Here is a 25,993-nt window from a genome sequence, read left to right as displayed (position 1 = left end):
TGTGGTGCGACTCGTCCGCGACGGGCGGTCATCACGCTGTCCCCGTCCGCGACGAGCCCTGCACGGACCCGATCGGGTTGTGGTGCGACTCGTCCCGCGACGGGCGGTCATCACGCTGTCCCCGTCCGCGACGCCCACGACTTCAATCGCGATGCGACTGCGCAAAGGTGCTCCAGTCGGGGACGCGCGAAGATTGTGCGCTTGTCCTTCCGGTATCGGAGCTTGCGCGGGATCGATCCGGGCTCGCGGTGGTCCGTAGGTCAGTGTCACTAGTGCCTCACGCCAGCGGCACCGCGGGCGCGTCGAACACGGCCGCCTGTCCGCCCTGGAGGCCGTTGAGCGCCTTCGCGTTGGCCTGGTGCGGGATGCCCAGTTCGATCCGGCTGACCTCGTCGAGGCGGTCGTACTGCTCGGCGGTGAGGTCGAGGGTGAGCGCGGCGAGGTAGTCCTCGAGCTGCGACAGACGACGGGGCCCGATGATCGGCACTCCAGGGGTGGCGAGGCGGCGTGCCCGTTCCCGCACCCATGCGGTGGCGACCTGGGCGGGGGTGCGGTCCACCTGCTCGGCGGTCTCGATCACGGCGTCGACGATCGCGGTGGTCTGCGCGTCGGTCTCGATGTGCACGAGGGTGCCCCAGTCGCTCAGCCGCCCTTCCCGGCTCTGCCGGTATTTGCCGGTAAGCAGGCCGCCGCCGAGGGGGGACCACAGCGTGACGCCCAGGCCGAGGGCCTCGGCCATCGGCAGCAGCTCCCGTTCGGCGGCCCGCTCGACCAGGCTGTACTCGACCTGGATGCCCGCGACGGGTGCCCACCCCGACACGTCCGCGAGCAGGGAGGCCCGCGAGACGCGCCAGGCGGGGAAGTTGGAGAACGCGGCGTAGAGGATCTTGCCGTGGGACACCAGGTCGTCGAGTCCCCGCAGCAGCTCCTCGACGGGGGTGAGGGCGTCCGGGTAGTGCACCCAGAGCACGTCGATGTAGTCCGTGTCGAGACGGGCGAGGCTGTCCTCGACGGAGAGCCGCAGGTTCTTGCGGGCGTTGCCGGTGCGGGACAGCGTCCGCTCCGGGTTCGCGCCGACGGCGAACTTGGTCGCGAGCACCAGGTCGTCCCGGTCGGCGTGGATGAACTCCCCGACGAGTTGCTCGGACTGGCCGGCCTGGTAGCTGTCGGCGGTGTCGATGAAGTTCCCGCCCGCCTCGACGAAGCGGTCGAAGATGGCCTTAGCCTCGTCCCGCTCCGTTCCCGCGCCCCAACCCGTGCCGAAGTTCCCCGTGCCCAGGGCGTACTCGCTGACCCGCAAACCGGTGCGGCGTCCGAACGTCGTGTAGCGCATGCCAGTCCTGTCCGTCGTGGGCGCGGTGCAGCCCGAGGTCTGTGGTTCCGTCGAGCTTACCGGCCCTGGCTTGGTTGTTCCAATTCAGGGTAGGATCGGGCCATGCCTCGATCATCACCGACCCTTGTTCGCGCGATCGAGAACCCGTGCGCGATCATCCGGAGCCTCGGCGTGCTCACCGACACGTGGACCTTCCTGCTCGTCCGGGAGGCCCTGCTGGGCACGCAGACGTTCGCGCAGTTCCGTGACTCCCTCGGCATCGCCTCCGATGTGCTCACCGCCCGGCTCGCCTCGCTGGTCGAGCACGGCGTGATGGAAAGGACGCCGTATCAGGAGCCGGGGCAACGGACCCGGGATGCCTATCACCTCACTCCGGCGGGCGAGGATCTCAAGACGGTGCTCGTGGCGATGCAGCAGTGGGGGCACGCGCACGTCCCGCAGGACCCCGAGCTGCGCGTCGTGCCGCTGACCGTCGAGGGGCACCGGCGAGTGCGCGCCGAGCTCGTCGACCCCGCCGGGCGGGTCGTCGCCCCCGAGGCGGTGCGGTTCATGCGCACCGCGCCCCGGCCGGCCCCGATGGAGGCCTGATGGCGATCTCCGGCGACCCGCTGCAGACCGGCCAGGACAGGCGTTCGCGAGCCAGGCGGGTGCATCCGGCATGGCTGATTGCCGCGGTCGCGTTCCTGGCCCTCGTCGCGGCGGCGGGGTTCCGGGCTGCGCCGTCGGCCCTGATCGAGCCGCTGCAGTCGGAGTTCGGCTGGTCGACGTCCGCGATCTCGGTGTCGGTGACGGTGAACCTGCTGCTGTTCGGCCTCACCGCCCCGTTCGCGGCGGCGCTGATCCAGCGCTTCGGGGTCCGCCGCATCACCACCGTCGCGCTCTCCCTGGTCGCCGCGGGGGCCGCGCTGTCGGTGCTCTCGACCGCGCCGTGGATGCTGACTCTCACATGGGGCGTGCTGATCGGGCTCGGGACCGGGTCGATGGCGCTCGTGTTCGCCGCCTCGATCGCCGACACCTGGTTCCTGGAGCGCCGGGGCCTGGTGGTCGGCATCCTCACCGCGGGGTCGGCCACCGGCCAGCTCGTCTTCCTGCCCCTGGTCGCGGTCGTCGCCGAATCGAGCGGCTGGCGGTGGGCGACCCTCGCGGTCGCGACCGCGGCCTTTCTGATGGTGCCGGTCGTGGCGGGCTTCCTCCGCGATCGGCCCGAGCACCTCGGCGTGACGCCCTTCGGCGCGCCGGACGGCTGGCAGCCGCCGCAACGGTCGTCGGGCAACCCCGCGCGCGCGGCGCTGGCGGCGCTGCGGGACGCGAGCCGGTCCCGCACGTTCTGGGCGCTGGTCGCGGGGTTCGCGATCTGCGGGGCCACCACCAACGGGCTCGTCGGCACGCACTTCATCCCCAGCGCTCACGACCACGGCATGCCGCAGACGACGGCCGCGGGCCTGCTTGCGCTCGTGGGGGTCTTCGACATCGTGGGCACGATCGGTTCCGGGTGGCTGACCGACCGGGTCAACCCGCGCATTCTCCTGGGCGTCTACTACATCGGCCGTGGCATCGGTCTCGCGGTCCTGCCGTTGCTGCTGGACGCGACGGTCAACCCGCCGATGCTGGTGTTCATCATCGTGTACGGCCTCGACTGGGTTGCCACCGTGCCGCCCACGGTTGCCCTCTGCCGCGAGGCCTTCGGCGACCGGGGCCCGCTGGTGTTCGGCTGGGTGTTCGCCGCGCATCAGCTCGGCGCGGCCGTGGCCGCGCTCACCGCCGGGCTGATCCGCGACCACACCGGGCAGTACACCCTCGCCTGGTTCGGCGCGGCCGGGCTGTGCGCGGTGGCCGCCGTCATCTCGGTGGCGATCCGTCGCCCGGGCACCCGCCCGCAGGCCCAGGCATGACGGTCTCTCCTGCCGGCGGGAGGGGGAACACTGGGCGGGTCAGCGGGGGAGGATCGCCGCTACCTGGGCTCGGACGGCGTCGACGATCCGGTCGACGTCGCTGTCGAGGTGCTCGCTGGAGGCCATCGTGAGGAACACGATCGCCGAGACCACCCGCGCGAGCGTCGCGGCCCGCGCCTCATCGACCCGAAGATGCCGGGCCAGGATGCCGGCGATCGCCTCCTCCGTCTGGGCGACGGTGGCGAGGGCGTCGGCGTGATGCGGCTCCGTGGGGTCGCCGAAGACCATCTCCCGCAGGTAGGTCCGGCCGTTGTCGACCTGCACCCGGTTGCACGCCACCACCGGCTCCAGCAGTGCGAGGACCGCGCCGAGGGCGGTGGTCTCCGTCGCGGCCGCGGCCCGGCCACGCTCCAGGGCGGTGGCGTAGTGCGCGTTCTGCACCAGCAGCAGCAGTTCGCCCTTGGTCTTCGCATACAGGAACAAGGTGCCGGTGCCGATGTCGGCCGCGTCGGCGATCTGCTGAGTGGTGACCTCGTCGACGCCGTGCGCGGCGAACAGCTCGCCGGCGGCGGCGGTGATGCGCTCGAGCTTGGCCCGCTTGTTCCGCTCGCGCCGGCCGGGCGGAGGGGTCGCGACGGGCATGGGGTCTCCTCCCGGAATAAACAGTGACTAGCCTCAGTTTTGAGTATAGTCACTGTCGTGGTGGGCTCGGATGTGTCTGTGCTTATCCTCCCACGCCGGTGCGGGACCACCCGGTCGTGCGCCTGAGGCAGTGGCGTCTCGTTCATGTGGAAAGGAATCGCACCCGCTATGACCTCTTCATCCCTGTGGCAGCCGTTCACCCTCGGCCGGCTCGAGCTCGAGCACCGTCTCGCCCTGGCACCCATGACCCGCAACCGCGCGCGCCCGGACGGCACACCGGGCGATCTCGCCGCGGAGTATTACGGCCAGCGGGCCTCGCTGGGACTGGTGATCACCGAGGGCACGCAGCCATCGGAGGACGGCCAGGGCTACCTGGCCACCCCCGGCATCTACACGGCCGAGCACGTCGCCGGCTGGAGCAGGGTCGCCAACACGGTGCACGAGAACGGCGGGCACCTGTTCATCCAGCTGATGCACGTCGGCCGCATCTCCCACCCGGACAACACCCCGCACCACCGTCAGCCGGTCGCGCCGTCCGCGATCTCGGCCGGGCAGGAAATGGTCACCGCAGACGGCCCGAAGGCGACGCCGGTGCCGCGCGAGCTGTCCACAGCGGAGATCCAGGACCTGATCGGGGAGTTCCGCCACGCCGCGGCATCGGCGATCGCGGCCGGCGCGGACGGGGTGGAGATCCACGCCGCCAACGGATACCTGCTGCACCAGTTCCTCGCCCCCAGCGCCAACCGGCGCACCGATTCTTACGGCGGGTCGATCCAGAACCGCGCCCGGTTCGTCATCGAGGTCGCCCGGGCTGTCGCCGACGAGATCGGTGCAGACCGCACCGGCATCCGCATCTCGCCGGCGTTCCCGCTCGGTGGTCTCGACGAGGGCGGCACCAACGCCGTGCGCGCCCAGTACCGGTACCTGGTCGGCGAGCTCGCGACGCTGGACCTGGCCTACCTGCACGTGCACCACCTCGGCGACGACGAGCTGCTCGCCTCCTTCCGCGACACGTGGCCGACTGCGCTTCTGGTGGTCCGGTACGGTCGCGACCGGGACGGCATCGCCGTCGACATAGACCAGGGCCTGGCCGACATCGCCCCGCTCGGCCGGCTCGCGCTCGCGAACCCCGACATCGTCGAGCGGCTGCGCACCGGCGCGCCGCTCAACGACCTCGACCCGGCGACCCTGTACACCGGCGGCGCACGCGGCTACACCGACTACCCCGCCCTTGCCAGCGCCTGACCTCCCGCACGTGACCGGGCCAGGCAGACAAGACGGACCAGGCAAGCCAGGACCCGACGCCCGGCCCGGTCGCTCCACTCCCACTTCCATCAGCACGACGCAAAGGACACCTCACCTCATGACCTCTCTCGATGGAGCCGTCGTTCTCGTCACCGGCGCGAACGGCGGCATCGGCGGCCACTTCGTCCGCGAAGCGCTCGCCCGCGGCGCGGCCAAGGTCTACGCCACCGCCCGCTGCCCCCGCGCCTGGGACGACGAGCGGATCGTGCCGCTGGCCCTCGACGTCACCGACCCCGCCTCGATCCGGGCCGCCGTCGACCAGGCGTCCGACGTGACCGTGCTCATCAACAACGCCGGGGCCTCCCCGTCGACGCCCGGCATCCTCACCCACACCGACAAGGAGATCCGCGCCAATGTGGAGACCAACTTCCTGGGCCCGCTCTTCCTCGCCCGCGCCTTCGCGCCCGTCCTCTCAGCCAGGGGCGGCAGCACCGCGATCATCGACCTCCACTCCGCGCTGTCCTGGTACGCCGTGGCCGGCATCTACTCCGCCACCAAGGCGGCTCTCTGGTCGGCGACCAACTCGCTGCGCCTAGAGCTGCAGCCCGCGGGCGTGCAGGTCGTCGGCGTGCACGTCGGCTACGTCGACACCCCGATGGCCGCCCACAGCACCGACCCGAAGCTCGACCCCGCCGACCTCGTCACCCAGGTGTTCGACACGCTCGAGGCCGGCGGCTACGAGGTCCTCGCCGACGACACCTCCGTGCAGCTCAAGGCCGGATTGTCCGCACCATTCGAGGCCGTCTACCCCCAGCTCGCCACCAAGTAGAGCCGGTCGGGGAGGCCGCCGAGCGCCGGTTGCGACGGCCTCGCCCGCCGCCGCGAAGGCCAGGACGACCAGCCAGCAGCGCGGCTCTGGTGCGAGGCACGGTGGCGGCCGACAGTGCGACAACCGCCTACACCAGCGGGGTGAGCAGGGCGGGCCGGGCACCGATCCCTTCCATGAGAGAGGCTGTCATGCCGTTGATCGCGCCGAGCGGGTTCGTGCCGGTGACGTCGGGGACCACGCCGAGCGGCAGGTACTGCGCCGGGTTCGGAGTGCCGAGGACGAGCATTGACCGGACGGGCGACGCTCTCGACCGCCACGGCGGCACGCCGAGCGCGAGGACCGTCGCGACGGGACTGCGCACCAGCAGCCCGACGGCGAAGCCGATCGCGGTGTAGAGCACGAGCGCGCGCTAAGGGCAATCACATCGCCGACCGTTGCCGGACGCTCGCCGAACTCGCTGAACAGGAACGCCGACCCGGATCGGACGAGAATCATAGTCACGCAGTCATAGGCGACAGGGGCAGTGGGTGCGTGGAACGTTCTCGTCCGCGCGAGGATAGGAGTGAACTGCCGCGCGCCGCCGCTGAGCCAGTGTTGATGGGCGACGGGCGACGCGGTGGACATCTTTCCCAGATCCGCCGTCGAAAGCCCTGAGTCGGCGCAACCTCCGCATCCTCAGCTGTCGTCCTGGGCGACCCGTGCCTGTTCCAGATAGGCGTAGAGCGCGGTCATCTGCTCGGCCGGCCAGGGCAGGTTCCGGAAGATGTCGCCGCTATGGTCCTGCCCCAGCTGTCGGATCGCGTTCTGCATCAGCTCGCGCTGCTCATAGGTGATGTCTTCGGGCTGGAAGGGCACGCCGATCGTGTCCCACTGATGCAGGAGCTCCTGCACCTGCGGTTGGTCGACCGGGGTGCCGTCCTGGATGTGGCTCAGCAACTGCTCGACCAGTCCTGCCCAGCGGGTCTTCGTCTCCTCCACCGCCTCCGAGCCCAGGGCCTCGCGGCGGCGAGCCAGCTGCTGAAGCTGCTCTTCGCTGAAGTAGTTTTCCATCACAGAGATCATCTCCAAGGTCGTCATGAATGTGTCCGGACCGGGCATCGACCCCGCCTCCAGCCGTTGCAGCAGCCCACGGACCTGCTGGATGAGCCGCTCAACCGTGTCCGCCTGGGCGGTCAGCAAGCCCAGCTGCGCCACGAGCAGGCCGTGCATGCCCGCCAGATCCTCCGATGAGGCCCCCAGCACGCCCTTGATCTGCTCCAGGGGCACCCCGAGCGCACGCAGCGCACACACGCGATACAGCCGCCGCACGTCCTCGGCCGCATAGCGGCGGTGGCCGGAGGCGGTGCGCTCGCTTGGCCGCAGCAGACCCATCTCGTCGTAGTGGCGCAGCGTGCGCACGGTTACCCCAGTTGCCTGGGCCAGCTCCCCGATGCTCCATCGGTGCTTGGCGTCGTCATTGCCGATCACGACACCAACGCTAGAACCTCTCGTTACGTGAGGTGCAAGCCCTGCACTAACAGCAATGGTCAGAAGCCAGGAGCGTCGCGTTCCGGCTCCGTCCCACCTGCAAGCAGCGCGTGAAACGCATGTGTCGCCTGACTTGGCACCACGCCGTTGCCGAGCGCGGTGAGTTGTAGACGATGGGCTACAGGCTCCACGACCGCGAGGCGATCGTCGGGGCTCGTCGTGGATGCCGCCGAGGCCGGATCGCTGCGCCTCACGCCGCCCGAGCTCGCGTCCTCCCCAGCCGCGTTCCAGCGGCGGGACGGACCAGCGTTCCGACCCCGCCACTCGACGGTGTTCTCCTCCGAGGTCCTGCTGGCGGCCGACGACCGCCTCCTCGAGCGCGCCCGCACCACCACCGGCCCGACCGTGCCGCTGGGGACCGTCGAGAGGATCACGGGCAAGCCCGACCGCGAGGGCCGGGTCCTCGGCGACGACCAGGCCGGCGCGCTCGCCTCGGTCGCCGTCTCCAGCCGCGTGGTCGACGTGCTCGTGGGGCCGGCCGGCGCCGGCAAGACCACGGCCATGTCGGCGCTGCGGCGGGCGTGGGAGGCCGAGCACGGCCGCGGCTCCGTCGTCGGGCTGGAACCCTCGGCGGTCGCGGCGCAGGTCCTCGCCGATGACCTCGGGATCAAGACCGAGAACACCCCGAAGTGGTGGGACACCCACCAGCGCACCGGGGCCACGTTCCGCAAGGGCCAGCTCGTCATCGTCGATGAGGCGTCCCTGGTCGGCTCCCTCTCCCTGGACCACATCACCGGCCTCGCGGCCGAGGCCGGGGCGAAAGTCCTGTTGGTGGGCGACTACGCGCAACTCCAGTCCCCGGCCGCGTCCGGGGCGTTCGCGATGCTCGTGCACGACCGTCACGACGCCCCCCGAGCTGGTCGACATCCACCGCCTCGTCAACTGGTCGACATCCACCGCCTCGTCAATGAGTGCGAGGAGGCCGCCTCCCGCGGGCTCCGGCACGGGGGCACCGAGACGATCGACACCTACCTGGAGCACGGCCGCATCGCCGAGGGCGAGACGGACGCGATGATCGACGCCGCCTACCGCGCCTGCGCACCGACACCCTCGCGGGCAAGACGGCCGTGCTGGTCGCGGATTCCAACGAATCGGTGCTGGCGCTGAACGAGCCGGCCAGAGCAGACCTGATCTGCTCGTCGTCGGTGATCTCCAACCGCGTGCAGAACGCCTGGTTCGCGACCCTGCTCGGTCGTCGGACTGTTCCGCGACCTGACCGGGCTAGCGGTTCCGGCGGTCTGTTCAGTGCTGCGCGGACGCCGGTTAATCGCAAGTCTTGCTGGCGATCGCGTCACAGGTCATGTCGTGCCCGAGCGCGACTGAGAGCAGGACGAAACCAGCCAGCAGCATGCCGCCGATCGCCAGATTGGAAGCCAGCCACCATCCGTTCGCACGTGGGCGGAGGAGGGGAAGCAGCGCGACGACCGCACCGACCAGGACCAGGCCAAGAAGGGACCACAGGATGGCCCATTCATAGGGGCCGGTGTGCTGGCCGGGCCGGATCCAGGAGAACACCGGGTCGACCCGGAACACGACCACGTGGTTCATCACGAGGAGCGGCACCGTGGATAGGAGGGCGAGCAGCGTCATGAGCAGCGGTCGCTCGAGGATCGGTCGTGTGGTCATGGCGTGCTCCTTGAGGGCTCCGAGGGCGGTGTCGAGGATTGGCCGGACCGTACTGCCACCCTCCGTCGCCAGGTCCGCGAAGTCGCGTTCCATGGATTCGGCAAAGCGGGTCCTGAACTCGCGCGGGTAACGCCGGACGAGCCAGCTGTGCAGGCGGATGCTCACGATGTCGCCGGCCTGGGTGTGGTCAGCGACACCACCGCACGATAGCGCTCAAGTTCAGTGTTCAGGGCGACGGTGCCTTGTGAGGTGATCGCGTAGTAGACGCGGCGTGGATCGTCCGCGCCAGCAGGCGGCGCGGCCTCGCGGACCAGCCCGGTGTCGATCATGCGCTTGAGGGACCCATAGAGAGTGCCCGGGCCTATCTTCACGCGTCCGTCAGAGTCGACCGCGACGTGCTTCATGATCGCGTAGCCGTGGGCCTCGCCGTGCGCGAGCACCATCAGGATGTGGAGCACTGCGGGGGTGAGTGGGGAGGCCATGCGATCCACGATATATCCGTAACGGATATATGTCGAGGACGCTTGCTCCAGCGACGCGAACGAAGCCGGCCCGACGAGTTGGCGTTCAACCGGGGCGGGTCGCGTCGCTGGGTCGAGAGGTCACGCCCGTCAATGCCTAGGGATGGCAAGCCGGTGTGCGGGCTTGTTCGCATAGCGTCCACTTCATCGTCAGTCAGCGGTGTTCGGCCGCCTCTCCTTGGCTCCGTGGCGACATCAATGAGTGGGCATCCGGCTGTCCGGCGGGCTCCACGGGCACCGTCAGACCCTGATTCCACGTGGAAACCAGCCGCTCGATCCGCTGTCGCCTGTTCCCATAGCGTTCGACTGAGTCCACAAAACCCCAGGTCAGAGGCCGGTTCCCGTCGAGGGAGGCGGCCTTTCTCCATGTCCGGCGACCTTCGCAGTCGGCCTGAAAGTGGCAGCGAAACGGTCAACGATGGTAGCGATGAGTGTTGGGTCGAGTGCGCCCGGGGATTCGACTGCTCAGTCGCCAGGCCATGGAGTTCTTCCTCTACGCCGACTACTTCCAGCGGCACACCGAGATGCTCATTCGCGCGCCATCGGTCCTGCAGATCCACGCCAGGCCGATCCGGAGGGCGAGACTCGCCCAGAAGACGTGCTGAGCGCCGCGCTCGATCGCGCCGACGTCTTCACGCTGGTCTTCGTCGACTCGATCGTCAACGCGCTCCGTGAGTACAAGCGCCGCCAGGAACTCGACGACTTCCTCGCCGCGCTGCGCGAGCGCGCGGGGGCGCAGACCGCGGTGTAGCTCCGCCGTCGGACGAGAGCCCGCGTGCCTCCCGAGGTGGGTGGGCTCCCTCTTTCTCAGGCTCAGCTCTTGTCGAGGGCCGAGCATCGCGATGATGGTCGCCTTGATCACCTGATGCCGGTCGCCGCCAGCCGTTCGAGAGGGGATCGCGCACCAGCGGCTCCGACTCTGATACTGGCACGAAGAGCGCAGTTCGTCCGGGTCTCGGACTAGGCCTCAGCATCGCCGAGGCGCACGGTGGATCTCTGCGTCTCACCGCCCGCCCCGAAGGTGGCCTCGTCGCGACCGTGACGTTGCCGATCGTGCGCTCCCTAGCCACGGCTCCGCGCTAGGCGAACACCGTCGTCGCCGCGGCGGCGGCGAGCCCTGGCTCCGCGACGACGAGCAGGGCAAGGACGGGGCCGGCGCAGCCCTGGCGTCATCTCGTGCGCCGCTGGCCCGGCTGGGATGCCATCGCGATCGTCCGGGGGAAGATTACTGAGTAGACTCAAAAGTGAGTATGCTCGGGTCGAATGGCCGGGGAGCCCGGCCGCCGGCCGGCAGCCGGGCGACGAAGGGACCGCGATGACAGGGACGCAGCACGGACCGGGCAGCCTGCCCGTGAGCTTCGCCGACGCCCGGACCCGCACGGTCGTGGCGGCGGGCGCGGAGCTCGTGTACCGCGAGCTCGGGGCCGACAATGACGGCGACGGCGATGGAGACGGCGGCGTGCCGCTGGTGGGGCTAACGCACCTCGGCGCGAACCTGGACAGCTGGGACCCCGAGCTCGTGGACCCGCTCGCGCAGGACCGGCGGGTGATCCTGCTCGGCTACCGCGGCGTGGGCGCATCCACGGGGACGGTCCGGGACCGGTTCGAGGACATGGCCGCTGACGCGATCGCGGCGCTCGGTGCCCTGGGACTGTCCCGGGTGGACCTGTTCGGCCTGTCGATGGGCGGCATGGTCGCCCAGGAGATTCTTCGCCAGGCCCCGGGCCTCGCGGAGCGCGTGATCCTCGCCGGCACGGGTCCCCAGGGCGGTCCCGGGCTCACCGCCATGACCGGTGTCACCCTCCGCACCGTCCTGCGCGCGGGCGTCACGTTCGCCGACCCGACCACGCTGCTGTTCTTCACCCTCACGCCCACCGGCAGGCGGGCCGCGACGACCTACCGGGCCCGGCTGACGCGGCGCAGCACAGGACGCGACAAGCCCGTCGCCCCCGGGGTGTTCCGCGCCCAGCTGGAGGCGGTGAGCCGGTGGGGGCATCAGCAGCAGGCGTCGAGCATGTTCGCCGGTCCGGTGCTCATCGTGCACGGCGACAGCGACCGCATGGTCCCGCCCGCCAACGCCGACGCGCTGCGGGAGAGGTATCCGGGCGCAGAGGTGCACGTCTACACGGACTCCGGGCACGGCGTCGCCTTCCAGAACCGTCACAGCGTCACGGACACCGCGACCCGGTTCCTGCGGCGCTGACCATGACCACAGATTCACACACAGAGAGAAGATCATCACGCGAGCGTTTGTGTTCGACCGGTACAAGCAGCCCGTCCACGAGGCCGACGTCCCCGAGCCTGTCGTCGGCGACCAGGACGTCCTGATCCGGGTGGATGCCGCCGGGCTGAACCACCTCGACGAGCGGCTCCGGGCGGGCGAGTTCAAGGCGATCCTGCCCTACGAGCCGCCGGTCACACTCGGGCACGATCTGGCCGGCACCGTCATCCGCACCGGCCGGAGCGTCACCGGGTTCACGGCCGGCGACCGGGTGTACTCCCGTCCCCGGGACTTCCGGATCGGGACGTTCGCCGAGCGTATCGCGGTCGACCAGGCCGACATCGCCCAGGCCCCGGCCTCGATCAGCACCATCGAGGCCGCGTCGCTGCCGCTGGTGGCGCTCACCGCGTGGCAGGCGCTCGTGGACAAGGCCAGCGTGCAGCCCAGGCAGAAGGTGCTCGTCCACGCCGGGGCCGGCGGGGTCGGGACGATCGCGATCCAGCTCGCCAAGCACCTCGGCGCGCACGTGGCCACCACCGTCTCGGGCAGGAACGCCGACATCGTCCGCGAGCTCGGCGCGGACGTGGTCATCGACTACCGCACCCAGGACTTCGCGACCGAGCTGTCCGGCTACGACATCGTGCTGGACCCGCTCGGCGGGGAGAACCTGGCCAGGTCGCTGCGCGTCCTGCGCCGCGGCGGCAAGGCCGTGGGGATCTCCGGGCCGCCGACACCTGAGTTCGCGAAGGCGGCGGGACTGAACCCCTTCCTGCGCCTGGCGATCGCGGCGCTGAGCCGCCGGATCCGCGCGCAGGCGAAGAAGCTGGGCGTGTCGTACGAGTTCCTGCTCATGCGCGCCTCCGGCGACCAGCTGCGGCAGATCGCCGAGCTCGTCAACGCCGGGGCCGTCCGGCCCGTCGTCGGTGCCACGTTCGGCTTCGACCGGACCGTGCAGGCCCTGGAGTCGCTCGGCACGAGCAGCATCCGTGGCAAGGCCGTCATCGACATCACCGGCGGGACCGAGTAGCCCCGGACCGCTGCGCGCCAGCAGCACCCTCCCACCATCTACGATCAGGAGCCTCTCATGAACGCCAGCAGCACCCCCGAACCCGTCATCACCGCCTACGCCCACACCGTGGCCAAGACGGTCACCGTGGGCGGGGACACCTTCGCCTACCGCGAGCTCGGCCCGACGGAGGAGATCCCCGTGGTCTTCTTCGTGCACCTCGCCGCGACCTTGGATAACTGGGACCCGCGCATCGTGGACGCGATCGCGAGGACCCGTCACGTGATCGCCTTCGACCAACTCGGCGTCGGCGCTTCCAGCGGCCAGGTGCCCGGCACGCTCGAAGAGGCAGCCGACGACGCCTACCGGTTCATCACCAAGGGCCTCGGCTACGACACGATCGACGTCTTCTCCTTCTCGATGGGCGGCATGATCGCCCAGGACCTCGTCGTGAAGCACCCCGAGCTGGTCCGCAAGCTGGTCCTGACCGGCACCGGCCCGCGCGGCGGGAAGGATATCGACAGGGTCGTGGGCACCACCTACTTGGACATCGTCCGCGCGGTGCTCACCCGCTCCGACCCGAAGGAGATCCTCTTCTTCAACCGCGACGCCGCGGGCAAGAAGGCCGCGAAGGCGTTCGTCGAGCGCCTCGCGGAGCGTACCGCAGGCCGCGACGAGCCCATCACCACCAAGGCGTTCAGGCGGCAGCTCAAGGCCATCCAGCGCTACGGCCGCTCCGCCCCGTCGGACCTGTCGGTCATCACCCAGCCGACCCTGATCGCCAACGGCGACAACGACCGCATGGTGCCCTCCGTCCTATCCGAGGACCTGCACCGGCGAATCAAGGGCTCCGAGCTGATCATCTACCCCGGCTCCGGACACGGCGGCATCTTCCAGTACTGGGACAAGTTCGCCCCCGTCGCCGCGGCTTTCTTCAACAACTAATCCCCCCACCATCACAAGGAGTCGCCATGACCGGCATTGCGCCCGCCAAGCCGTCCGTCTCCAAGCACTTCACCTCCTCGATCTTGCTGCGGATGCGCACCGACAAGCCCCGCCAGGAGGGCATGGACCGGTGGAAGGGCCTGCACTCGGGCATCCATCGCTGCGACCCCGGGAACTACTGGCGAGACTTCTCGTGCGCTGCCGCCTTCGAAGCGCGCTCCGTCGAGGAAGTCGGGTAGCGCCCGGCACAGGAAGCGGGTGCGCGTTGGGGCACGACCTGCTCTCTGGGACAACAGCGCGGTTGATCTGACCCTGGGTGGTGAGGTGATCTTCCAGTTTCGAAGGCCTGCTTGACGGATCTCGGGCGAGGGTGTGCTTCCACTGACGTCGAGGGCGGAGAGCGTGCTCTGGCCTTCGACTGGCAGCGTCGTCGTCGCATCGTGAAGCTATCGTGCGGCGCTGTATGCCTCTCTGACGGCCTTGCTGATGCGGCCGCGGTCGGAGGCCTCGAAGCCGTTCTCACGCGCCCAGCGGCGAATGGCGTCGAGTTGCTCCTTGTCCGCTCGGGCAGGCCCGCTGCCGCGCTGGCGGCGCTGCCCGCCTACGCGACGGCCAGCACTGATGTATGTGCTGAGCGCGTCACGGAGGGCTACGGCGTTAGCCGAACTGAGGTCGATCTCGTAGCTTGCCCCGTCGACTGCAGATGTCACCGTCTCATCTGCGACGGTGCCGTCGAGGTCGTCAGTCTGGGTTACCACTGTCTCGCGCGCCGTGTGTGAAGCTCCTGTCGCTGGTTGCTGGCTTGGCGAACTAGCCGGTAGACGAGCCTGCGGGACTGCCCTCGGGATCCCGGTCGGGCCCCTCTGGGACCTAAGGGTTGGTCATGGGCCGTGGTATCCGAGTCAGCTCCTCATTGCGCCCGGGGCCGGATCATTGTGTGGCACTCCCCAGCCGAAGTGCGCGTGGGATGCCCATGCGAGTGGGTCGGTGCCCCCTGTCTCGACAGCTTGTCTGAGCCTGGTTGTCGCTAGGTGGAGGGTGCTGAGAACAGTTGTGTGGATCGTGGCCGGTGAGTTGCTCAGTTCTTGATAAGGGCGGTCACGACCGAGTCCGCTGACTGGTCGCGTAGCGGCATGGTGGCGGCGATGACCTCGGGGTAGCCGGCTTGTTGTGCCGCGCTGGCCACGTGGAGTGCTTCGTGGGTGACTGAAGGTGCCCTGCCAGCGGAGTCACAGGTCAGGATGACCGGGAGTTCGCCGTCGGCCACTACGCCAGTCTGCGGGTTGGGCCGAGGGTGAATGTGCCATCGCGCCAGCCGGAACACGCCATGGATGGTCGCTCAGACCGGGAACTCTCCCAGGAGCACTGCGGCGCGGTCGTTGTCGATGGTTTCGACCGAGGCGGTGAAGACCGTGCCCGGCGGGATCGGGTCGTTGGGGCTCCCTGTTGATTCGGTGCTCAGGAACTCGTACAGGTCAGCCATGTCCCAAGCGTAGTGGTGCCTTCCGACGAGATGCGTCAACTCGCGGCGACGAACACGGGGACGTAGATGAGAGCAGCAAGTACGGCGAGAGTCGCTGCTGAGCGAAGAACCGTCAGCCGTGTGCGGACGGTCTCTTCGCCGATCGCGACGACCGACAGGTAGCCCAGGGCGAGCGGCCCCTTGATCGGTGGGTCTTGATTGGCGGCAAGTCTTGCGTCGGTGCGTCCGAGATCAGCGCGTCCGGCAAGGAGGCTGGCGGCACCGGCGGCTGCGAGGAAGGCGCAGGCGGCGGCGACCGCCCAGATAGACGCGAGCCACCAGGGTCCAGACCACGCGGGCTGGCCCGAAGCTGCGAGCAGCGCCACCTCCGCGAGGCCTAGCGTCAGCAGAGTTCCAGCCCTGTCGCGAACGCTGTCGAGATCGTGAAGCTGCCGGTCCAGTTGCCGGCGACCCTCGTCGATGAGCAGGTCGAGGTCGTCATCGGTGTGTTCGCTGAGGTCGCGGTCGAAGGGCGTCGGCTCGCCGAAGGTCGGAAGCTCTGTGCCGGGGCGCAGGAGGCCGAAGGCATAGGCCAGATACACGCGAGCTTCTGCGAAGCGCCCTTTCACGACTGACACGCCCCTAGCCTTCCATGAGCCAGCCGGCCAGAGCTTCCGCTACAGGTGCACTGACACCCTCGGGCAGGAAGAGCCACTGACCACCAGGATTGAGATCGATGAAATGCGCAGCACCTTCAGCGTCGATGATCCAGTCCTGGCTGGAGTAGCCGACACGCATCATGGCTGCGATGGCGACCGCGTCAGAACAGACGGCACCCCAATCGGAGGTGCTCTCGAAGCTCATGTGGGCGCGCTTGCTGGAGCGCCAATCCAATGGCGTGTCGGCCGCCGCGAGTTGCGCGCACCATGCGCGGTCGCCAACGGTCACGATGCGCAGATGCAGGCGGGCGTTGATGACTTCCTGCGCCAGGAAAGGAGACCCAAGAAGACTGCCTTCGGGTAGGTCCGCCGCAACCACCTTTGTCGCCCACGCGACAAAGTCCTGGCCAGCGGACGCGAAGTTTCCTGGGCCGAGTGGCTTCAGCACAGCCGTCGCGCCGATGAAGTCGACGTCCTCTCGCGAGGTCACAATGCACCATCGAGGTACACCGATGTGGATGCCCGCCGCGCACTGATACTGAGTGATCTTGTTCTCAGCGGCGAAGACGGAACTCGGGTCTGAGAGCCAGCGCACTCGGCAATCTCGAACCAACGCACCCAATAGCGCAATGCGCGCCGACAACCGAGCAGCGGGGAGACTGCCAATCTCAATTCCATCATCATGCCCCGCCGGCGCAAGGCGCCGCAGCCACCCTCGACAGCCGGTTCGTATAGCGACACCGCGCCCGGCGAGATCGCGCAGGACAGTCCGTGTGCTAGAGAGTTCGATGACCGTGTCGTCCATAGTGGTCGCGTCGACGATGACCGTGCCGGGCCTTCGAAGATGCTGCACCACCGATTCGACGTGAAGATCGCTTTGGCTTCCGATGATCAGCCTCTCGGCGGAAGGCAAGTCCACACTCATTTGACTCCAAGGCGTTCCGCTTCGGCAGCGAATCGTTCGGCACGGTGCCGGACGGTGGAGTCGTGGAGGTCAACCCAGAATGCAGCACCATCTTCGCCCTCAGAGTAGAAACCAACGTCGCGGAGCAGTGCCTCTGTGACGTGCGAGGTGGCGAGGGCATGAGCAAGGGCGGATTCCCCTGTCCAAGGTTCAGTCGCCGAGGGAACGTCACGGTAGTAGCCGAGAAAGAGCTCCCACTGCGGGGCGATCAGTTCGTCCCACGTCGCGCGAGGGCCGGGCAGAAGCTCGCTGGCTTCGAATGAGGAGTGGTGTGCGTGCCGTGCTGCGAGACAAGCGATCACCTTCGTGATCCGGTCCATCGAGGCGAGGACAAGGTCTCGAAGGTGGCCGGCGTCGGCTGACGCTGGGTCATAGAGCGCGCTGAGGATCGCTCCATCCAGGTGATGGAGCGATCCCTGGATGCCGTTTAGGGTGCAGTCGTACTCCACCGGGTACCCGGCTTTGTACACCGCAGCCTCGGCGCGGTGCTCATCTGTCGCGTTGGACGTCATGTAGGTCAGCACTCGGCGCCACCAGTCGGGCTCTGCGTCGGTGACCATCGACCAAATCACCTCGCCCCCACTGCGGGCGATGAGAACATGACCGCACTCGTGAGCCATCACTCGTTCGGTCAACGCCGGTGGACGTTCCTCCAGCAGCTTCCGGTTCGCCACGACGACGACCTCGCCGGCAGTTGTGGTCAGCGTTCGAGCAGCAACGGTTCCGGATCCACGGTCATCGGTGTAGGAGTACTCCATTGTCAGGCGCCGGACCTCACCCGCGAAGTCGTCGGTGTATATGACCGGGACGTCGGTGTTGAGGGCCCGCGCTCCATTCTCAATCGCCCGAAGACGCGCAGCGTCAACGGCGGGGCCTTCGACGATGATCTCCACAAAGGAAGCCTATTGGAGGAGTCTCACATCAAACACGATGGAGGAGTCAGACATCACTCATGCGTGCGGATCACGGCCCGGCAACCAAGTCTTCTACGTCGACGTGGTGGACGACGTCGGCCGGGCAGGCGGCATCGAGGGACCGGGTCGGGGGGCGCGAGGAAGCGACGCTTGGTCGGTGTTGCTGGGATGAGCCTTCCAAGCTCGTTCTCGACCCCAGTTGATCCAGCACGTTGCGATCGTGCATGGCAGAGGCATCACCGCGCTTAGTGCTGGGGCGACAGGCTCGCTGACTCGGATTCTAGCCCCAGGGAAGCCCCCAGGACGGATTCGCAATCGACGAACACTCTCATAAAGCGTTGTCAGGGGTCGGTCTGCTGGGCTAGCGCCGCAGGTTCGAGTCCTGTCGCCCCGACAATTTGTGCCCCAGGCTGGGGCTAGGCATTATGCCTTGCTGACTAGGCCAAACACCGCAGGGGCGACAGGCGACATGCACCCAGAAGAGGCCATGTCAAGACCTCTGGTGCCCCAGCTAAGCCCCAACTGGGGCTAGTTTGGGGCAAGCGAAACCCCTAGTCAGAGCGATATGCCGATTCTCGGGTTTCCTGCCGGTCGCGGTAGCTAAGGGCGTCCTCGTCGCGCAGGCGCAACAGCACATGTCCCGCCTCGTGTCTGGCGAGGTGTCTTCCGGACTTGATAGCGGCTTCCACGAGGCCGTCGAGATCGTCGTAGTCGCCCGGAGGATCAACGAACAACTCTGCGCCCAGGTGAGAATCGTGCCCACAGCTCCGATCCATTCCGTCATGGAATGATCATGGCACCGACCTACGACAGGCGGATGGGGCTACCTCGGAGCGTGTGCCTTCGGGCGATGGGCGAGACTTGGGCTACCGCTGCACATCGTGTTGCCAGTTGGCGTCGTCGGGGCCACTGAACAGGTCGGCGATCTCTTCCCAGCGCCTCCAGTGCGCGGGTTTCGAGGGTAGGAGACGCGCGCTCGGTAGGCCTGAGACCGTGATGGTGAACTCCTCCCCGGCGCGGGCGCGTCGCACCAGTTCGGAGGCGTTCTGGCGCAACTCCGTCATTTCTACGTTCGCGCTCATGGCAGCGAGGATAGAACGTCCCTGATCAAGGGGCGTGGCCAGGCAGGCGGTGGAAGGTGGCAGATCCTCACCTCTCTTGGTCCTCCGTGTCCGGATCGGGCACCTTCTGAGGCTTAAGGGGCTGCGGAAGGAGATCACCATGGAACTGCAGCGCTACGAGTCTCTGGCCCAGGCGGCGGAACGGACGGGGATCAGCCGGAAGACCGTGCGACGCCGGATCGCGTCCGGCCAACTGCCGGTCTTCTCGAGCGGACGGCGCATCCTCCGAGTCCGTCCCGAGGACGTCGACGCGATGCTGCGTCCGTTCTGGCTCGGCTGAGTCGAGCACTGCTGATCTCGCTGCGGCATCGCCTGGATCTCCTGACGGTCGGACAAACCTTCAAGTTCAGCACCTCAAATCCGCAAGTTTCATTGCTCAGATCTGCAAGTTCTCGGGTAGCGTTGAGTCATGACACCACCGGAGCCGTACCCCCGGCACGCCGCCGTCACAGTCCGCGAGGCGATGGGTGACACGCCGATCACGATCATCCAGGGCGCCCGTCAGGTGGGCAAGAGCACGCTGGCCGCGATCGTGGCCGCCGAAGCGCCTGAGGTGGTCTCGGTGACTTTGGACGACCCCGTCGTGCTTGCCGTTGCCGAGTCCGACCCGGTGTTCTTCGTGGAGCAGGCCGGCCAGGGCTTGCTCGTCATCGACGAAGCCCAGCGCGCGCCCGGGCTGATCCTGCCATTGAAGGCCAGCGTTGATAGGGATCGACGGCCCGGCCGCTTTCTTCTGACTGGGTCTGCCGATCTCCTCCAGGTCAAAGGAGTTGGCGATTCCCTCGCCGGACGCGCAGAGACCATCGAACTGCTGCCGTTGAGCCAGGGGGAACTGTCCCGTCGTGCGACACCGGAGGACTTCGTCGCCTGGATCATGGCCGGGACGGACTCGGGCACGTTCTCCGCCATCGAGCCGGACACGATCGTGCGCGGGGGTTACCCCGAAGCAGTCCAGCGGACCCCGAACCGGGCCGCACGATGGTTCGACGCCTACATTGAGCGGCTGGCCGACCACGACGCTCGCGACCTCCAGCAAGGGGGCTACGCCGACCACATGCGAACCCTGCTGCGTCCGATCGCCGCTGGCGGGCAGGCGGAGATCGTCAAGGCCAAACTCGCTCGCACGATCGGCGTCTCCGAGAACAGCGTGGATGCGTACCTTCGGCTCGCCTCGACAATGCGGCTTCTGGTCCTCCTTCCTCCATGGACGAGGTCGCCGCGCGGTCGCATCGCGCGCCGTCCCAAGGTCGCCCTGAACGACACTGGCTTGTCCGCCCATCTCACGGGCTTCACCAGCGCCGCAGCCGGCACTGTGGGGGGACGCGAGTACTTCGGAGCCCTTGCCGAGCAGTGCGTCGCGCTGGAGTTGCGAAAGCAGTCCGCCTGGACTCAGCAGCCGTTCCAGCTGTACCACTACCGTGACCTCGACGGCTTGGAAGTCGACATCGTCGCCGAGCTCCCGGACGGTCAACTGCTGGCTATTGGGGTGAAGAGCACTCGAACGGTCACCGAGCAGTCCTGGTCGGCGCTGGAGCGCTTCCGCAACCGATACCCAGACCGGAAGACCACGGGGGTCGTGCTTCACGGGGGTACTCAGGTCGCACACCTTCACGGCTGGCTGCATGTGCTGCCGATGCGGAGCCTCTGGGATCACTGAACCTCGCCGAGCGCGTCGCAAACGCCGAGGCGACCTGACCGACCCGGGTGGGGGAGTCTGTTCAGCGGTGCGAGCTGTCCACACGCTTGAGGTAGTGGTCGACCAGGTTCCGCATGGGATCGTCGATGGTCGGCAGATCGCGGTTGTAGAGCAACCCGGTGGCGAGCTGCATGGTCAACTCGTCGAGGAGGGTGACCCACTCGGAGACGTCCCGTTTGTGCGATCGCCGCGGCGACGCGGTGGCCTCGTCTACGGTCTCGGGGGAGACGGAGCGCGCCGTCCGGATCATTGCGTCCGAGAGGATCTGGCGGTCTTCAGCGGGGGCGCTCAACCCCTCTTCCTCGATCTGGGTGAGCACGCCCATGAGTAGCTCGGGCCGGCTCGCGACCGTCGCAATGACGGTGTCGTGATCAAGGTTCCGCTCGATCTCCTGGCGCCGTTCCTTCTCCCAATCGCTGAGCCGGGCGACGGGTGAAACGACCTTCACGACCTCTGGTTTGACTCCGACGATCTCGTTCCCGCGGCGCTCGATGGACGCCTCCACCCGGCATCGCGCCGAGCACCAGATCGGACGGCGGCCGCGTCCCTTGTAGGTCACCGGAGCGCCACACCGTGGGCACCTGAACGTCTTCGCGGGATCGCGGATCACCTCTCGCATGCGAAGCTCCTAGTGGGACGGATGTTGCATTTCATACTAACGAAATGCCGAAGTGCATGCCAGAGGTGTGTGCTGCTTCTTGATGCGGCATCTTCCGGTGTTCGCTCGGTGACTGGTGACATCGTTTTGGGGCGGCGTCGATCGCGGTCTTGGCGGTTGCCGGGTCTGCTCGGTGGTGGGTGTGCGGACCCAGGGGGTTCGGTGTCCTGTAGAGACCGAGGAGACCCTGCGACCTTGTCTGTTCCGACGGCCTGAGGCGCGAGGTGGGGACGGGTCGGCGGCCGGTGAACGAACCTGGCCGAGCTGCTGCCGGGGCAGCGGGCCCGAAGGAGGAGAGTGTCCGTCATGAACTTGCGCCACCGTGGCACGCAAACTGCATCGGGCCAACCGTCGAGGGTGTTCGGGGCCGCACTGTCCGCTGCAGTCCTGCTGGTCGGCTGCTCCTTACCATCGCCGGCGCCATCGGCCGCAGAGGCCCCGACGACCGTGTCGGCGCGGCCGACCTCCGCAACCCCGTCGGCCAGCTCCACCACGTCCCCCGCAGAGACAGCCCAGCCGCTCACCTTCACCGTCGAGTGCGACGGAACCGAGCTGGACGATTACCACGAGTTTTGGTCCCTGACGAAGGAGCTCGACCTTTCCCTGGTGTTCACTATTCGTTCGGACATCCTGACCTTCTTCAGTTCGAGGGTGTGACGTGGGGAGGCTGACGCAGCGCGGCGACCGCGAGAAGCACGAGCGGCACCTGGCCGGCCGCATAGAGGACATGGACCAGGTAGTGGCTCAGCGACTGTTCCGGTACGAACGGCAGCACCGACAACGGCAGGACGGTGACCACCCCGCCGATCACCAGGTTGAGCAGGGCCCAGCCGAGGATCGTTGCCTGCACCCCGCGCGACCTCGGACGGCGCCAATAGGCCGCCAACAGGGCGAGGTCGACGAGCAGCGGGCCGCTGTTCTCGATGTCAACAGGGGTCAGTGGCAGCTCCAACAGGTTGTGGGCGAGCATGGCCAGCCACGACACGGCGAACCCGAGTGCCATCCGGCCCGGAGTCGGCCCCGTCGAGGAGCGCGTTCGCGAGTAGCCGGATGTTGGCTGGCGGCTGTTCGTCGACATGGCAGTTCCTTTCCTTGACGTCCTGCGGCCACCAGAATACGATGAACGACATATTCAGTCAATAGGTCATTCAATCAAATGTGTTGGGTGCCAGCGAGGAGCGATGGGAGAACATGACGCCGCGGCGCTACTCGATGGAGGTCAGGGCCGAGCAGGCAGCGCGCACTCGGGAACGGATCATGGACGCCGCGTTGGCGAGCTATCGCGAACGGGGCATCGCCGCCACGAGCCTGCAGGCCGTCGCACGCAAGGCCAATGTCTCGGCCGCGACCATCCTGAACCACTTCGGATCGGCAGACGAACTCGCACGGGTCCTGGTCGCGCAGCTCACCGACGAGATCCAGATCCCCGACGACCGCGAGTGGCCCGAACACGGACGCCCCCAGCGAGTCCGGCGCCTGGTCCGCGAAATGTTCGCGTTCTACGAACGCAGCGCACCCTGGTTCGAGATCTTCCGGTCCGAGCTAGGCCACGACCCGGTCCTGCGCGAGGGCGAGGGGGCCTTCTGGGAAGCGATCGGTGCGCTCTACGCCCGAGTCTTCGCCGAAGCTCTCGGTGAAGATCGCGTCCGCGGCGCCGCCTTCGGCCTGACCCACCCTGCGACCTTCACCGCCCTGCTGAGTGCGGGCTTGTCACTCGAGGACGCGAGCGAGTTGGTCGCCGATGCGCTCGTCCGGATTTTGCCGAACGGCAAAGGAGTCGCACAGTGAGACTGCTGTACCACCTGTGGTACCGGCACGGCACCCCGCCCTGGGTCGGCGGACCACGACAGGAACTTGTCAGGCTCGTCACCGACGGCACCCTGACCCCGGGCAGCGCGCTCGATCTCGGCTGCGGCGTCGGCGACAACGCGATCTTCCTCGCCCAGCACGGGTTCACCGTCACCGGAGTCGACTTCGCGGACGCGGCCATCGAACGGGCCCGGGCCAAGGCCCATGACGACGGCGTCGACGTCTCCTTCATCGTCGACGACGTCACACACCTTCGCCAGGTCAGCGGCCCGTTCGACCTTCTCGTCGACTACGGCACCCTCGACGACCTCGACGACCGCGGTCGAGACGCCTACGTCCACGAGGTCGTGGCGCTGACCCGGCCCGGGACCCGCATCCTCCTATGGTGCTTCGAATGGACACTGTCACCCTGGGAACGCGTCACCACCGCGATCCTCCCGTTCGGCGGCCTCGCGCTCGCCCCCGGCGAGGTCACGGCCCGCTTCGGAAATCAGTTCGAGATCAACCACATCGCCGGGGAGCAACACCTCAGGGGCTGGCCCCGAGGCTGGGCCGCCTACCTCATGACCAGGCGCAGCGCTTGAGTCGGCCGCCCAGGCATGCCTTGGTCAGCTAACCCAAGCCGGCGCTGGTCGCCGCTCAGAACGATTCGCACAAGATCCGCCCGAGAAGTTTGCCCGGGCAACGGGGGTTTCCTGCGACCACACTGTGAACCACTCCCGGGGCTCCGTGGTGAGTGAGTTGTCTCTCTGCCCCGCATAGAGGCTAGGTCGGTACCGCCCGGCCAGTCTCGACGCCGAACTTCTCTCTCATGAAACGCCAAAACAGTGGGACGGCTTCGGCGGCCGGCCGGTCGACCCGTTCGAGGCGTCCTGACGAGGACAGATGCTCGATTCGCACCGTGCCGTTCGGCAGGAAGGGCACGTGCGGAGCCAGCACCGTGACCGGCGTCCAGTGCTCGGCAACGGGTTTTGGCACGACCAGCAAGTCATGCATCGAAGTGAAGCCCGCGAGCGTTGTGCTTGCGCCAGCCTCCAGAACGCTCGTCACGATGTCTGCCAGGTATTGGAACTCGGGCTGACGATCGGCCATGCTCGCGAAGTGCCTGTCGATCGCGTGCCAGGGGCGGTCCAGGAGAAGTCGTGCACGTCGGAAGCATGACACGACTGACGCGTCGCCCCGGAGAAGTCAGCGCCGCCGTATCGCCTCGTCCAGACTCAGGGAGTGTGGCTCGAGCAGATGCACTGACGCATCTCTACAAGAAACGTCAGCGGCGACTGTGATGATGAAGCCATGACGACCTATACCGGTACCAAGGAGTTCGAAGGCGCGACCTTCGTCAAGGCCAGCTTCAAGGGTGCGACCCTGCGATTCTCCGATGTCAGCGGTGTGACGATGCGCAGCGTCGACGTGGGCGGGCTCGACATCGACAGCCACGACCTGTTCTTCGGCAGCCTCTATGTCAACGGGGTGGACGTGGTGCCGCTGGTCGACGCCGAGCTCAACCGGCAATTCCCCGGACGCGAACTGCAGAAGGCCCAGACGCCCGAGGGTCTGCGCGAGGGCTGGGTGGCGGTGCAGGACGCGTGGCGGGCGACGGTGGCGGACACTCCGCGTGACCTGGTGGACGCCCATGTCGAGGGTGAGTGGTCCTTGGCGCAAACTCTGCGGCACCTCGTTCTGGCGACTGACGCGTGGCTTCGCGGCGGCATCCTCAGCATGCAGCAGCCGTTCCACGAGATCGGTCAGATCTTCACCGGCGCCGCCGAGATGGGCTTCGACATGTCCATCTTCCGTGAGGACACACCGACCTACGACGAGATCCTCGCCGTGCGCGGCGAGCGGCAGCAGCTGGTGACCGACTTCCTCGCCACCGCCACACCCGAGTTGCTCGCCGAAGAACGCGAGGACCCCTGGGGTGGCGGCTGGCAGCCCACTGTGGGCGACTGCATTCGGGTGATCCTCGAGGAGGAGTGGGCGCACCTGCGCTACATCAGGCGAGATCTCGCACTGCTCCGTTAACGCTTAGGCGTTCCGAGTCCGGTCGAGCCGTTCGGGAAGCTGCTGGAATCCGGCGGCCCGATAGGTCGCGATGGCTCCGGTGAGCGAACTCGGCGTGCAGACCATGGCGCCGGTGGAGCCCATCTTCTTGAGTTCGGACGCCGCGGCCACGCAGATCGCGGTGCCGTGGCCGCGTCCGCGTCGATCGGCCCGGACGCCCATCGGCTCCAGCAGGCCGGGCCGTCCACGGCCGGCCGACCAGATCGTCACACCCGCGACCGGATTATCGTGTTCGTCGTAGCCGAGCAGGCATCGCGCGTCGCCGAACGGCAGCCCGGACGCCATCGTGTGCCAAGCCTCGTCGGTGAACCGCGAACTTCCCCACGCCGAGCGGTGGACGGCTGTGAACGCCGGCACCAGCCCGGGACCCACGACTTCGACGCGCAGCCCCACCGGCGCCAGGTCGCTGAGGTCATGCCGCAACGGCGTCCACGATTCGCCGAGCTGCCAGCCGACCTCGATCAGCAGATCCTGGAGGCGGGTGCCGTCCGGCGCTTCGATGGAGGCACTTCCGGACGGCAGCACACCCCGCTCCGGCTCGGAGGCGTCGGTGGCCAGTCGCAGGGCCAGCTCCTCGTCGCGCCAGTGCTCCGGCGCGACGGTCACCCGCAGCGCCCCGGGTCCGTCCAGAAGGCCGAGCGCGAGCAGTTGGCCGCCGCGGCTCCAGGTCCGTAGCGCGGCAGCCGTCGCGTCCGGCCCGAAGCGCAGGTGCCAGCCGAGGTCGCCCGGGTGCAGCTGGATCGGTGCGGAGTTCCGCTGCAACCCGCGAAGGGCATCGACCACGGCGCCGAGGCGGTCCACGCTCGGAGTACTCAGTTCGATTGCCATGGTGCGATCAAACACCAACTCTCTCCGGCGATGG

At 68.0% G+C, this 25,993-nt stretch carries 33 protein-coding genes; 16 read left to right on the top strand and 17 right to left on the bottom strand.

What is annotated here, in order from left to right:
• Positions 1–277: 277 nt before the first annotated feature.
• Entirely contained in the window at positions 278–1,333 is a 1,056-nt protein-coding gene (locus tag QM711_RS03885) for an aldo/keto reductase (RefSeq protein WP_415096421.1), read from the bottom strand.
• 102 nt (positions 1,334–1,435) lie between these two features.
• Between QM711_RS03885 and QM711_RS03880 the strand changes: the two genes are divergently transcribed.
• The gene (locus QM711_RS03880) at positions 1,436–1,921 is read left to right on the top strand and encodes a winged helix-turn-helix transcriptional regulator (RefSeq protein WP_415096419.1); all 486 of its coding nucleotides are present in this window, start codon (positions 1,436–1,438) and stop codon (positions 1,919–1,921) included.
• On the top strand, positions 1,921–3,225 hold the full coding sequence (locus tag QM711_RS03875; protein ID WP_415096417.1) for an MFS transporter: 1,305 nt from the start codon (positions 1,921–1,923) through the stop codon (positions 3,223–3,225). The genes QM711_RS03880 and QM711_RS03875 overlap by 1 nt, the downstream gene beginning before the upstream one ends.
• Positions 3,226–3,264: 39 nt before the next feature.
• On the opposite strand, the gene QM711_RS03870 is transcribed toward QM711_RS03875, so the two are convergent.
• Complete coding sequence (locus QM711_RS03870) at positions 3,265–3,867, bottom strand: TetR/AcrR family transcriptional regulator (RefSeq protein WP_415096415.1); 603 nt, start codon at positions 3,865–3,867, stop codon at positions 3,265–3,267.
• A 168-nt stretch (positions 3,868–4,035) separates the two neighbouring features.
• Between QM711_RS03870 and QM711_RS03865 the strand changes: the two genes are divergently transcribed.
• Together QM711_RS03865 and QM711_RS03860 are read left to right on the top strand one after the other, a co-directional pair.
• Positions 4,036–5,112 (top strand): alkene reductase, encoded by a 1,077-nt coding sequence (locus tag QM711_RS03865; RefSeq protein WP_415096413.1) that lies wholly within the window; start codon positions 4,036–4,038, stop codon positions 5,110–5,112.
• 118 nt (positions 5,113–5,230) lie between these two features.
• Positions 5,231–5,941: an SDR family oxidoreductase gene (locus tag QM711_RS03860; RefSeq protein ID WP_415096411.1), complete on the top strand. Its 711-nt coding sequence runs from the start codon at positions 5,231–5,233 to the stop codon at positions 5,939–5,941.
• Between the two features lie 127 nt (positions 5,942–6,068).
• On the opposite strand, the gene QM711_RS03855 is transcribed toward QM711_RS03860, so the two are convergent.
• Both QM711_RS03855 and QM711_RS03850 read right to left on the bottom strand, forming a co-directional pair.
• Positions 6,069–6,341: a hypothetical protein gene (locus tag QM711_RS03855; RefSeq protein ID WP_415096409.1), complete on the bottom strand. Its 273-nt coding sequence runs from the start codon at positions 6,339–6,341 to the stop codon at positions 6,069–6,071.
• A 275-nt stretch (positions 6,342–6,616) separates the two neighbouring features.
• Positions 6,617–7,408: a MerR family transcriptional regulator gene (locus QM711_RS03850; RefSeq protein WP_415096407.1), complete on the bottom strand. Its 792-nt coding sequence runs from the start codon at positions 7,406–7,408 to the stop codon at positions 6,617–6,619.
• Between the two features lie 219 nt (positions 7,409–7,627).
• On the opposite strand from QM711_RS03850, the gene QM711_RS03845 reads away from it, so the two are divergent.
• Positions 7,628–8,575: an AAA family ATPase gene (locus QM711_RS03845; protein WP_415096405.1), complete on the top strand. Its 948-nt coding sequence runs from the start codon at positions 7,628–7,630 to the stop codon at positions 8,573–8,575.
• 156 nt (positions 8,576–8,731) lie between these two features.
• On the opposite strand, the gene QM711_RS03840 is transcribed toward QM711_RS03845, so the two are convergent.
• Positions 8,732–9,259, bottom strand: coding sequence for a hypothetical protein (locus QM711_RS03840; protein ID WP_415096403.1), 528 nt, complete (start codon positions 9,257–9,259; stop codon positions 8,732–8,734).
• Positions 9,256–9,576 carry a PadR family transcriptional regulator gene (locus QM711_RS03835; RefSeq protein WP_415096401.1) on the bottom strand — a complete coding sequence of 107 codons (321 nt, stop codon included), beginning with the start codon at positions 9,574–9,576 and terminating at the stop codon, positions 9,256–9,258. The genes QM711_RS03840 and QM711_RS03835 overlap by 4 nt, the downstream gene beginning before the upstream one ends.
• 637 nt (positions 9,577–10,213) lie before the next feature.
• Here QM711_RS03835 and QM711_RS03830 point away from each other — a divergent pair.
• From QM711_RS03830 to QM711_RS03810, 5 genes are all read left to right on the top strand, one after another.
• Entirely contained in the window at positions 10,214–10,366 is a 153-nt protein-coding gene (locus QM711_RS03830; protein WP_415096399.1) for a hypothetical protein, read from the top strand.
• 600 nt (positions 10,367–10,966) lie between these two features.
• Positions 10,967–11,818 carry an alpha/beta fold hydrolase gene (locus QM711_RS03825; protein WP_415096397.1) on the top strand — a complete coding sequence of 284 codons (852 nt, stop codon included), beginning with the start codon at positions 10,967–10,969 and terminating at the stop codon, positions 11,816–11,818.
• 49 nt (positions 11,819–11,867) lie between these two features.
• Entirely contained in the window at positions 11,868–12,863 is a 996-nt protein-coding gene (locus QM711_RS03820; RefSeq protein ID WP_415096395.1) for an NADP-dependent oxidoreductase, read from the top strand.
• Positions 12,864–12,920: 57 nt separating this feature from the next.
• On the top strand, positions 12,921–13,787 hold the full coding sequence (locus QM711_RS03815) for an alpha/beta fold hydrolase (protein ID WP_415096393.1): 867 nt from the start codon (positions 12,921–12,923) through the stop codon (positions 13,785–13,787).
• Positions 13,788–13,813: 26 nt separating this feature from the next.
• Positions 13,814–14,026 carry a hypothetical protein gene (locus QM711_RS03810; RefSeq protein WP_415096391.1) on the top strand — a complete coding sequence of 71 codons (213 nt, stop codon included), beginning with the start codon at positions 13,814–13,816 and terminating at the stop codon, positions 14,024–14,026.
• Positions 14,027–14,233: 207 nt separating this feature from the next.
• Here the strand turns inward: QM711_RS03810 and QM711_RS03805 are convergent, their stop codons facing one another.
• The 7 genes from QM711_RS03805 to QM711_RS03775 form a co-directional block, all read right to left on the bottom strand.
• Positions 14,234–14,545 (bottom strand): histone-like nucleoid-structuring protein Lsr2, encoded by a 312-nt coding sequence (locus QM711_RS03805; protein WP_415096389.1) that lies wholly within the window; start codon positions 14,543–14,545, stop codon positions 14,234–14,236.
• 320 nt (positions 14,546–14,865) lie between these two features.
• Positions 14,866–15,054: a hypothetical protein gene (locus tag QM711_RS03800; RefSeq protein WP_415096387.1), complete on the bottom strand. Its 189-nt coding sequence runs from the start codon at positions 15,052–15,054 to the stop codon at positions 14,866–14,868.
• Between the two features lie 72 nt (positions 15,055–15,126).
• The gene (locus QM711_RS03795; RefSeq protein ID WP_415096385.1) at positions 15,127–15,270 is read right to left on the bottom strand and encodes a hypothetical protein; all 144 of its coding nucleotides are present in this window, start codon (positions 15,268–15,270) and stop codon (positions 15,127–15,129) included.
• A 35-nt stretch (positions 15,271–15,305) separates the two neighbouring features.
• Positions 15,306–15,851: a hypothetical protein gene (locus QM711_RS03790; protein WP_415096383.1), complete on the bottom strand. Its 546-nt coding sequence runs from the start codon at positions 15,849–15,851 to the stop codon at positions 15,306–15,308.
• 40 nt (positions 15,852–15,891) lie between these two features.
• Entirely contained in the window at positions 15,892–16,833 is a 942-nt protein-coding gene (locus tag QM711_RS03785) for a hypothetical protein (RefSeq protein ID WP_415096381.1), read from the bottom strand.
• Positions 16,830–17,765 carry a hypothetical protein gene (locus tag QM711_RS03780; RefSeq protein ID WP_415096379.1) on the bottom strand — a complete coding sequence of 312 codons (936 nt, stop codon included), beginning with the start codon at positions 17,763–17,765 and terminating at the stop codon, positions 16,830–16,832. Before QM711_RS03780 ends, QM711_RS03785 begins: the two co-directional genes overlap by 4 nt.
• 887 nt (positions 17,766–18,652) lie before the next feature.
• Positions 18,653–18,868 (bottom strand): type II toxin-antitoxin system Phd/YefM family antitoxin, encoded by a 216-nt coding sequence (locus QM711_RS03775; RefSeq protein WP_415096377.1) that lies wholly within the window; start codon positions 18,866–18,868, stop codon positions 18,653–18,655.
• A gap of 139 nt (positions 18,869–19,007) precedes the next feature.
• On the opposite strand from QM711_RS03775, the gene QM711_RS03770 reads away from it, so the two are divergent.
• Positions 19,008–19,187 (top strand): helix-turn-helix domain-containing protein, encoded by a 180-nt coding sequence (locus QM711_RS03770; protein WP_415096375.1) that lies wholly within the window; start codon positions 19,008–19,010, stop codon positions 19,185–19,187.
• 183 nt (positions 19,188–19,370) lie between these two features.
• Complete coding sequence (locus QM711_RS03765; RefSeq protein ID WP_415096373.1) at positions 19,371–20,564, top strand: ATP-binding protein; 1,194 nt, start codon at positions 19,371–19,373, stop codon at positions 20,562–20,564.
• Positions 20,565–20,625: 61 nt separating this feature from the next.
• Here QM711_RS03765 and QM711_RS03760 read toward each other — a convergent pair whose 3' ends face one another.
• Positions 20,626–21,108: a hypothetical protein gene (locus tag QM711_RS03760; RefSeq protein ID WP_415096371.1), complete on the bottom strand. Its 483-nt coding sequence runs from the start codon at positions 21,106–21,108 to the stop codon at positions 20,626–20,628.
• 450 nt (positions 21,109–21,558) lie between these two features.
• Here QM711_RS03760 and QM711_RS03755 point away from each other — a divergent pair, with 450 nt between their 5' ends.
• The gene (locus QM711_RS03755; protein WP_415096369.1) at positions 21,559–21,918 is read left to right on the top strand and encodes a hypothetical protein; all 360 of its coding nucleotides are present in this window, start codon (positions 21,559–21,561) and stop codon (positions 21,916–21,918) included.
• Here QM711_RS03755 and QM711_RS03750 read toward each other — a convergent pair.
• Positions 21,902–22,264: a hypothetical protein gene (locus QM711_RS03750; protein WP_415096367.1), complete on the bottom strand. Its 363-nt coding sequence runs from the start codon at positions 22,262–22,264 to the stop codon at positions 21,902–21,904. The two genes, QM711_RS03755 and QM711_RS03750, sit on opposite strands and share 17 nt — an antisense overlap.
• Before the next feature lie 188 nt (positions 22,265–22,452).
• On the opposite strand from QM711_RS03750, the gene QM711_RS03745 reads away from it, so the two are divergent.
• A complete protein-coding gene (locus tag QM711_RS03745) occupies positions 22,453–23,049 on the top strand; it encodes a TetR/AcrR family transcriptional regulator (RefSeq protein WP_415096365.1) in 597 nt (198 codons plus the stop codon).
• Positions 23,046–23,654 carry a class I SAM-dependent methyltransferase gene (locus QM711_RS03740; protein WP_415096363.1) on the top strand — a complete coding sequence of 203 codons (609 nt, stop codon included), beginning with the start codon at positions 23,046–23,048 and terminating at the stop codon, positions 23,652–23,654. Before QM711_RS03745 ends, QM711_RS03740 begins: the two co-directional genes overlap by 4 nt.
• A 181-nt stretch (positions 23,655–23,835) precedes the next feature.
• Here the strand turns inward: QM711_RS03740 and QM711_RS03735 are convergent, their stop codons facing one another.
• A complete protein-coding gene (locus QM711_RS03735; RefSeq protein WP_415096361.1) occupies positions 23,836–24,162 on the bottom strand; it encodes a hypothetical protein in 327 nt (108 codons plus the stop codon).
• A 201-nt stretch (positions 24,163–24,363) separates the two neighbouring features.
• On the opposite strand from QM711_RS03735, the gene QM711_RS03730 reads away from it, so the two are divergent.
• Entirely contained in the window at positions 24,364–25,092 is a 729-nt protein-coding gene (locus tag QM711_RS03730) for a DinB family protein (RefSeq protein WP_415096360.1), read from the top strand.
• A 3-nt stretch (positions 25,093–25,095) separates the two neighbouring features.
• Here the strand turns inward: QM711_RS03730 and QM711_RS03725 are convergent, their stop codons facing one another.
• Positions 25,096–25,959: a GNAT family N-acetyltransferase gene (locus QM711_RS03725; RefSeq protein WP_415096359.1), complete on the bottom strand. Its 864-nt coding sequence runs from the start codon at positions 25,957–25,959 to the stop codon at positions 25,096–25,098.
• Positions 25,960–25,993: the final 34 nt, after the last annotated feature.

Source organism: Micropruina sp., from assembly GCF_047602385.1.
Lineage (GTDB): Bacteria > Actinomycetota > Actinomycetes > Propionibacteriales > Propionibacteriaceae > Micropruina.
The sequence above is the reverse complement of the archived record's forward strand: the minus strand, read 5'-3'. Positions and strand labels throughout refer to the sequence as shown.

Bases quoted from the DNA above. Each gene is read 5' to 3' on its own strand.
- QM711_RS03885 (WP_415096421.1), bottom strand. From the start codon at position 1,333: ATGCGCTACACGACGTTCGGACGCCGCACCGGTTTGCGGGTCAGCGAG.
- QM711_RS03880 (WP_415096419.1), top strand. From the start codon at position 1,436: ATGCCTCGATCATCACCGACCCTTGTTCGCGCGATCGAGAACCCGTGC.
- QM711_RS03875 (WP_415096417.1), top strand. From the start codon at position 1,921: ATGGCGATCTCCGGCGACCCGCTGCAGACCGGCCAGGACAGGCGTTCG.
- QM711_RS03870 (WP_415096415.1), bottom strand. From the start codon at position 3,867: ATGCCCGTCGCGACCCCTCCGCCCGGCCGGCGCGAGCGGAACAAGCGG.
- QM711_RS03865 (WP_415096413.1), top strand. From the start codon at position 4,036: ATGACCTCTTCATCCCTGTGGCAGCCGTTCACCCTCGGCCGGCTCGAG.
- QM711_RS03860 (WP_415096411.1), top strand. From the start codon at position 5,231: ATGACCTCTCTCGATGGAGCCGTCGTTCTCGTCACCGGCGCGAACGGC.
- QM711_RS03835 (WP_415096401.1), bottom strand. From the start codon at position 9,576: ATGGCCTCCCCACTCACCCCCGCAGTGCTCCACATCCTGATGGTGCTC.
- QM711_RS03815 (WP_415096393.1), top strand. From the start codon at position 12,921: ATGAACGCCAGCAGCACCCCCGAACCCGTCATCACCGCCTACGCCCAC.
- QM711_RS03810 (WP_415096391.1), top strand. From the start codon at position 13,814: ATGACCGGCATTGCGCCCGCCAAGCCGTCCGTCTCCAAGCACTTCACC.
- QM711_RS03795 (WP_415096385.1), bottom strand. From the start codon at position 15,270: ATGGCTGACCTGTACGAGTTCCTGAGCACCGAATCAACAGGGAGCCCC.
- QM711_RS03785 (WP_415096381.1), bottom strand. From the start codon at position 16,833: ATGAGTGTGGACTTGCCTTCCGCCGAGAGGCTGATCATCGGAAGCCAA.
- QM711_RS03775 (WP_415096377.1), bottom strand. From the start codon at position 18,868: ATGAGCGCGAACGTAGAAATGACGGAGTTGCGCCAGAACGCCTCCGAA.
- QM711_RS03770 (WP_415096375.1), top strand. From the start codon at position 19,008: ATGGAACTGCAGCGCTACGAGTCTCTGGCCCAGGCGGCGGAACGGACG.
- QM711_RS03765 (WP_415096373.1), top strand. From the start codon at position 19,371: ATGGGTGACACGCCGATCACGATCATCCAGGGCGCCCGTCAGGTGGGC.
- QM711_RS03750 (WP_415096367.1), bottom strand. From the start codon at position 22,264: ATGGCACTCGGGTTCGCCGTGTCGTGGCTGGCCATGCTCGCCCACAAC.
- QM711_RS03745 (WP_415096365.1), top strand. From the start codon at position 22,453: ATGACGCCGCGGCGCTACTCGATGGAGGTCAGGGCCGAGCAGGCAGCG.
- QM711_RS03735 (WP_415096361.1), bottom strand. From the start codon at position 24,162: ATGGCCGATCGTCAGCCCGAGTTCCAATACCTGGCAGACATCGTGACG.
- QM711_RS03730 (WP_415096360.1), top strand. From the start codon at position 24,364: ATGACGACCTATACCGGTACCAAGGAGTTCGAAGGCGCGACCTTCGTC.
- QM711_RS03725 (WP_415096359.1), bottom strand. From the start codon at position 25,959: ATGGCAATCGAACTGAGTACTCCGAGCGTGGACCGCCTCGGCGCCGTG.